Source organism: Aeromonas sp. HMWF015 (assembly GCF_963878965.1).
GTDB lineage: Bacteria > Pseudomonadota > Gammaproteobacteria > Enterobacterales > Aeromonadaceae > Aeromonas > Aeromonas veronii.
This window is the reverse complement of sequence record NZ_CAWNZT010000338.1, coordinates 1-7,039: the sequence shown is the minus strand read 5'-3', so window position 1 is coordinate 7,039 and position 7,039 is coordinate 1. Positions and strand designations below refer to the sequence as shown.

The 7,039-nt window shown below is 57.8% G+C and carries 6 protein-coding genes; 3 read left to right on the top strand and 3 right to left on the bottom strand.

The window, feature by feature from the left end:
- The 3 genes from AACS18_RS23585 to AACS18_RS16605 form a co-directional block, all read right to left on the bottom strand.
- Positions 1-1,023, bottom strand: a 1,023-nt coding sequence (locus AACS18_RS23585) for a cache domain-containing protein (protein WP_258228748.1), incomplete at its 3' end; no start/stop codon positions are given.
- Between the two features lie 225 nt (positions 1,024-1,248).
- A complete protein-coding gene (gene glpK, locus AACS18_RS16610) occupies positions 1,249-2,751 on the bottom strand; it encodes a glycerol kinase GlpK (protein WP_005337546.1) in 1,503 nt (500 codons plus the stop codon).
- A 54-nt stretch (positions 2,752-2,805) separates the two neighbouring features.
- Positions 2,806-3,654: an MIP/aquaporin family protein gene (locus AACS18_RS16605; protein ID WP_005337544.1), complete on the bottom strand. Its 849-nt coding sequence runs from the start codon at positions 3,652-3,654 to the stop codon at positions 2,806-2,808.
- A gap of 489 nt (positions 3,655-4,143) precedes the next feature.
- Here AACS18_RS16605 and glpT point away from each other — a divergent pair, with 489 nt between their 5' ends.
- The 3 genes from glpT to AACS18_RS16590 all read left to right on the top strand — a co-directional run.
- Positions 4,144-5,502, top strand: coding sequence for a glycerol-3-phosphate transporter (gene glpT, locus AACS18_RS16600; RefSeq protein ID WP_005337540.1), 1,359 nt, complete (start codon positions 4,144-4,146; stop codon positions 5,500-5,502).
- A 102-nt stretch (positions 5,503-5,604) separates the two neighbouring features.
- Positions 5,605-6,363, top strand: a complete 759-nt coding sequence (locus AACS18_RS16595; protein WP_005337538.1) for a DeoR/GlpR family transcriptional regulator — start codon at positions 5,605-5,607, stop codon at positions 6,361-6,363.
- 317 nt (positions 6,364-6,680) lie between these two features.
- Positions 6,681-7,039, top strand: a 359-nt coding sequence (locus AACS18_RS16590) for an FAD-dependent oxidoreductase (RefSeq protein WP_146184785.1), incomplete at its 3' end; no start/stop codon positions are given.

The following is a 7,039-nucleotide window of genomic DNA, read 5'->3' as shown; positions in this document are numbered from 1 at the left end:
GTGCATACCATCGGCAGCCTGACGAATGGGGCGACTGATGGAGTGAGCCAGCCAGGCGGAGGCCAGCATGGCGATCCCGCCGATGGCGAGCGACACCATGATGATGAGCTGGCGGGATGCCTGCAGTCCCTCTTCCAGCTCGGCGCTGTTGATCTCGCCAATCAGCAGCCGGTTGAGGGTGGGGATGTAACGTACCGCGATGAGGTAGGTTTGCCCCTCCAGTGTTAGCGCCTCTACGGCCACCTGTTCCCGGGCATTGGGAATAAGCCGCTTGACGGTATCGAGGAAGGATTGCTGGTGGTGGGCGGCCCCCTCCACCTCCTGCTCGGGGTGGATCTCGATATTGCCCTCCATGTCGGCCAGATAGACCTGACCACTCTTGCCGATCCGATAGCCGCTGATGAGCTTGCTCAGGGCACTCATGTCAATGGAGGTGCCTGCCACCGCCAGGGTCTTGCCCTCGTGGGTGACGGCGGTGTTGATATAGAGGGAGGCGCGCTTGTCAAAATCGGAGATGTCGAGGTTCAGCTCATAGGGTTTGCTGCGTTTGAGAAAGCCGAAAAACCACCCATCTTTCGGGTCTGATCCGCTCAGCGATTTCTGGGCGGTGGGGCCGCCGCTGAAGTTGATCAGGGTGTTGCTCTGGCGGGGGGCGATAAAGACGTTGCCGCCGATCCTCCGTTGCAGATCCTGAAAGTAGCGCTCCATGGCGGGCCACTCTTGCTCTGGCATGCCAGCGGTCAGCCAGTCGATGACAAAACGGTTGCTTGCCAGCGCCTGTGCTTCGGTCAGGTGCTGGATAAGCTGGGCGGTCAGCTGGTTGGCAATGCGATCCACGCTGCTTGGCAGCTCGTAGCGTTCGACCCGCTGCTGGGCCTGACTGTGGGATATCTGCTCGAGGATCAAGGTGATGCAGCTGATGGCGATGGCCATCAGTATCGCCACGCCAGCGAGGATCCGGGTGCGGATCCCGAGCCCTGACCAGAGTGAGTGCAGTGTAAAACGGTGTATCGCCCTCTCCATATCGCTCTCCTCATAAATAAGGTCGCATATGCGACCCAGATGATGATTATAGATAGAGAACTCAATTGCGTTGTGGTGGATGATGACAACAGAGGGCGGCAGAAAAACAGGAGGGAGCAATGAGCGGGAAGGGGGCAGAAACCGGCAAGGGAAAGCATAAAAAGCGAGGCCGACATAGCGGTCGGCCTCTCTGGGGTTTCTCTCAACAGAATGTCGGATGCCCGATCAATCCTCTTCAGCCCAACGGCGTGAACGCTCAACCGCTTTTTGCCAGCCGCTGTAACGTTTGGCGCGATCGTCTCTGTCCATCTGCGGGATGAACTCGCGGTCCACGCTGAACTTGTCTTCCAGCTCGTCCGAGCTCTTCCAGAAGCCGACTGCCAGACCTGCCAGGAAGGCGGCGCCCATGGCGGTAGTCTCGATGCGGGTCGGACGTACCACCGGGGTGTGCATCATGTCAGCCTGGAACTGCATCAGGAAGTCGTTGGCTACGGCGCCGCCGTCTACTTTCAGCGCTGCCAGCTTGATGCCGGAGTCCTGCTGCATCGCATCCAGCACATCGCGGCTCTGATAGGCGATGGATTCCAGCGCGGCGCGGATGATGTGGTTGCGGTTGGCGCCACGGGTCAGGCCGACCATGGTGCCGCGAGCATACGGATCCCAGTAGGGGGCTCCCAGACCGACGAAGGCCGGCACCAGATAGACACCGTTGGTATCGCCCACCTTGGAGGCGAAGTAGTCGGTATCGCGGGCATCGTGGATGATCTTCAGCTCGTCACGCAGCCACTGGATGGTGGCGCCGCCCATGAACACTGCACCTTCCAGCGCGTAGTTCACTTCCCCTTTCGGGCCGATGGCAACGGTAGTCAGCAGGCCGTTGCTGGAGCGAACCGGCTCGGTGCCGGTGTTCATCAGCATGAAGCAGCCGGTGCCGTAGGTGTTCTTGGCCATCCCTTTTTCAAAGCAGAGCTGGCCGAACAGGGCAGACTGCTGGTCACCGGCAATACCGGCGATGGGGATGCGGGAGCCACCGCCACGGGTGGTGTAGCCGTACACTTCGGAAGAGGGTTTCACTTCCGGCAGCATGGACATGGGGATGCCCAGCTCGTCCAGCATCTTCTCGTCCCACTTCAGCTCGCGGATGTTGTAGAGCATGGTACGGGAGGCGTTGGTCGGGTCAGTGACGTGCACTTCGCCATTGGTCATTTTCCAGACCAGCCAGGTATCGATGGTGCCGAACAGCAGTTCGCCGTTCATCGCTTTCTCGCGGGCACCTTCCACGTTGTCGAGGATCCACTTCACCTTGGTACCGGAGAAGTAGGCATCCAGCACCAGACCGGTGTTTTCGCGAACGTACTCTTCCAGACCGCGTGCTTTCAGCTCCTCGCAGATGGCGGCGGTGCGGCGGCACTGCCAGACGATGGCGTTGTAGATGGGCTTGCCGGTGGCCTTTTCCCAGACGACGGTGGTTTCACGCTGGTTGGTGATACCGATGGCGGCGATCTCTTCGCTGCGCAGGCCGGTCTTGGCCAGCACTTCGGTAAAGACGGAGGATTGGGTCGCCCAGATCTCCATCGGGTCGTGCTCTACCCAGCCCGCTTTCGGGTAGTGCTGGGTGAATTCGCGCTGGGAGGTACCGACAATGTTGGCATCCTGATCAAACACGATGGCGCGGGAAGAGGTGGTTCCCTGGTCCAGAGCGACGACATATTTCTTTTCAGCAGACATGATGTTCTCCACGTTTCTATTTTCCACGTTTTTATACGTTGGAGGGGGCCGCTCTTATGCGGCAGCCTCTTCTTTGGCGGTTTGGGTCGCTTGCTCGGTGGTGACGACACGGTTGCCCGGGACGCAGGGAGCCAGCACTTTGACATACAGAGCGGTACCAATCTGGGCGCCAACGATGGGGCCAAGGATCGGAACCCAGAAGTAGGGGTTGTCACGACCACCGGTCAGGGCAACATCACCCCAGCCAGCAAAGAACGCGAACAGTTTCGGACCAAAGTCACGAGCCGGGTTCATGGCAAAACCGGTTAACGGGCCAAGGGAGGCGCCGATCACCGCGATCAGGATACCGATCAGCAGAGCGGCAGCGAAACCTTTGGGGGCGCCGTTGTTGTTGTCACCCAGCGCCATGATGCCCAGCATCAGGACGGCGGTGATCACCAGCTCGACGGCAAAAGCTTGCATATTGGTCAGCAGGGCATTGGGGTAGGTGGAGAAGATCCCGGCGGTGCCGAGGCTCTCGACGCTGCCGCGCACCACGTTATGGGTCACTTCCCACTGGGTGAAAAGGTTACCATAAAGGAAGTAGACAAGGGCCGCGAAGCAGAAGGCACCGGCTATCTGGGCGATGATGTAGGGCACCACCTTGCGCTTGTCGAACCCGCAGAAGGTCATCAGCGCCAGGGTTACAGCCGGGTTCAGGTGAGCACCTGAAATGCCGCCGGTCACATAGATGGCGATGGCCACACCCAGACCCCAGGTAATGGAGATTTCCCACTGCCCGAAGTTGGCGCCTGCCAGCACCAGTGCCGCCACACATCCGACGCCGAAAAATATCAGCAGGCCGGTTCCGATAAACTCGGCGATGCACTCGCCAAGCAGGGTATTGGGTCTTTGTATGCTCATACTTTTGTTCCTTATATCCACCCGTAGAGGTTTGATGTTCCGTTTTATCTTTTTGTGTCTATCCGTTGCCGCCGAAAACGTTTCCTTGTTGTTTTTGCGTCTTGCGCAAACGTTATGCTCGTTTGCGCTCGTTATCGGTCGTGACAGAAAATAACCCTTCCCAATAATTTCACCATCCCCCCTCCATAGGAAATGTGGACAAGATCCCACTCATTGCTAAGAAAATGTGACGTAAAGCATCTTGATAATCGCTAGTTACCACTTAGGGGATAGCTTGCAACCCTTGCCACACAAGGGCTGGTGCTTGCTGAGTGATTTCTCATTTGGAGCTTTTATTTGTAATAAAACTGCAATATTTGAGCATGCATCACAGATTAAATGAGCGCATATGAGCACAATAGGCTCGCTTACGAATCAGCGGACTCACATGATTCGTTGGAATGGTCAGGGCATCCTCAACCGCCCATAACAACAATAAGGAAGCAGAACATGCTTAGTCTCTTCAGGCCTGCGGCGCACATCGACAGGCTCCCGGCTGACAAGGTCGACCCCTTCTACAAACGCATGCGTTGGCAGGTGTTTTTCGGGATCTTCTTCGGTTACGCCGGCTACTACTTGGTACGGAAAAACTTCAGTCTGGCGATGCCCTATCTGATCGAGCAGGGCTTCTCCCGTGGTGATCTCGGTTTCGCGCTCTCCGGGGTCTCCATCGCTTACGGTTTGTCCAAGTTCCTGATGGGGAACGTCTCTGACCGTTCCAACGCCCGTTACTTCCTCTCCGCCGGTCTGCTGCTCTCGGCTGCCATCATGTTCATGATGGGTACCATGCACTGGGCCACCTCCAGCATTGCCATCATGTTTGTGCTGTTGTTCCTGAACGGTTGGGCACAGGGCATGGGCTGGCCGCCCTGCGGTCGCACCATGGTGCACTGGTGGTCACAGAAAGAGCGCGGCGAAGTGGTTGCGGTCTGGAACGTGGCGCACAACGTGGGTGGCGGCATGATTGGCCCGCTGTTTATCCTCGGGATGGGCTGGTTCAACGACTGGCGCAGCGCCTTCTATGTGCCTGCGGCAGCGGCGGCCGCCATCGCGGTGATTGCCTTCTTCGTGATGCGTGATACCCCGCAATCGGTCGGTCTGCCTCCCATCGAGGAGTACAAGAACGACTATCCGAAGGATTACAACGAGAGCCACGAGCAGGAGTTCTCCGCCAAGGAGATCTTCGTCAAGTACGTGCTGCACAACAAACTGCTGTGGTACATCGCGATTGCCAACGCCTTCGTTTACCTGATTCGTTACGGTGTGCTGGACTGGGCGCCAACCTACCTGAAAGAGGCCAAGCACTTCACCGTCGACAACTCCTCCTGGGCTTACTTCCTCTACGAGTGGGCCGGTATTCCGGGCACCCTGCTGTGTGGCTGGATCTCTGACAAGATGTTCCAGGGCCGCCGTGCCCCGGCCGGTATCCTGTTCATGGTGCTGGTGACTCTGGCTGTGCTGGTTTACTGGTTCAACCCGGCTGGCAACCCGACCATCGACATGATGGCACTGGTGGCTATCGGCTTCCTGATCTACGGTCCTGTCATGCTGATCGGCCTCTATGCTCTTGAGCTGGCACCGAAGAAAGCAGCCGGTACTGCGGCAGGTTTCACCGGTCTGTTCGGTTATCTGGGCGGCGCCGTGGCAGCCAACGCCATGCTGGGTTATACCGTTGACCACTTCGGTTGGGATGGCGGCTTCATGGTGCTGACCGTCTCCTGCGTGCTCTCCATCATCCTGCTGGCGATGACCCTCAAGCATGAGAACATTGCCGTTGCGGCCAAGAAAGCGGCTGCCCATAAGGCATAAAACGTGATCCTCAGCTTATTGATCCCAAAGGGGATCAGGTAAACTGCCAAAAGGCCCCGCATCTGCCGGGGCCTTTTTTTGTCTCATCATCGGAGTGCAAGCGTGAAGCAAACCCAACGACATCTGGAGATCCTGGACGTCCTGACGCGGCAGGGATTTGTCTCGACCGACGATCTGGTGACCCACTTTGACGTCAGCCCCCAGACCATTCGCCGGGATCTGAACGATCTCGCCGAACAGAACAAGATCCGGCGCCATCATGGCGGTGCCTCCCTGCATTCGAGTACCGTCAATACCGCCTATAGCGCCCGTAAAGTGATGCAACTCAAGGAGAAAGAGCGCATCGCCCGCGAGGTCGCGGCCAATATTCCCGACGGCTCATCGCTCTTTATCGACATAGGCACCACCACCGAGGCGATCGCCCGCGCCCTGCTCGATCACCGCGAGCTGCGCATCGTCACCAACAACCTCAACGTGGCCAGCATTCTGACGGCTAAGGATGACTTCACCGTCATCATTGCCGGTGGCGAGATCCGCAACCGCGATGGCGGCATCGTGGGGGAGGCGACCCGCGACTTTATTGGTCAGTTTCGCATGGACTATGGTGTCATCGGGATTTCGGGGATCGACAACGACGGCTCCCTGCTCGATTTCGACTATCACGAGGTGAAGATCGCCCAGGCCATCATCGCTCACTCCCGTCAGGTGTTCCTGGCCGCCGACCACACCAAGTTCGGTCGCAATGCCATGGTCAATCTGGGCAATCTCAGCCAGATCCACGCCCTCTTTACCGATCAGGAGCCACCGGAAAAGCTGGCGCGATTGATGGCGCAACACCAGATCGCCTGCCACATCTGCTGACGGCGAAACACGCCAAGGCTGTGCCGGTCGCCCGTCAGGGCGGCCTCCTTTCTTTTTTTGTCTCCCATTTCTGCACTCATATCACCCCTTTATGGGTATTGCCAAAACCACTATTCAATCTGGTTTTTTTGGCTATTAACCCGCCGATGTTGGCCCGACGCCATTTGCTCCGCTGACCTGTCCCCTTTGCCACCTCTGGCGGGCTGTGGCGATCACACTTTCATCATAAAATGTTCGTTTGTTGTATTTTCATGTTCTAAAATGAGCGAAATCAAACATTGCTGTTATGGCAATCATAAAAATGAAAGTAGGTGAACATGAGCGAACATTATGATCTGGTCGTCGTCGGTGGCGGCATCAACGGGGTCGGCATCGCAGCTGATGCGGCAGGACGGGGTCTGAAGGTTGCCCTGTTTGAGGCGCAAGATCTCGCCTCTGCCACCTCGTCCAACTCCAGCAAGCTGATCCACGGCGGTTTGCGCTATCTCGAGCATTACGAATTCCGGCTGGTGAAAGAGGCATTGGCGGAGCGGGAGGTGCTGCTCGGTATGGCGCCTCACATCGCCCGTCCCATGCGTTTTCGCCTGCCGCACCGCCCGCACCTGCGTCCGGCCTGGATGATCCGCGCCGGTCTGTTCCTCTATGACAATCTGGCCAAGCGCGACAAGCTAAAGGG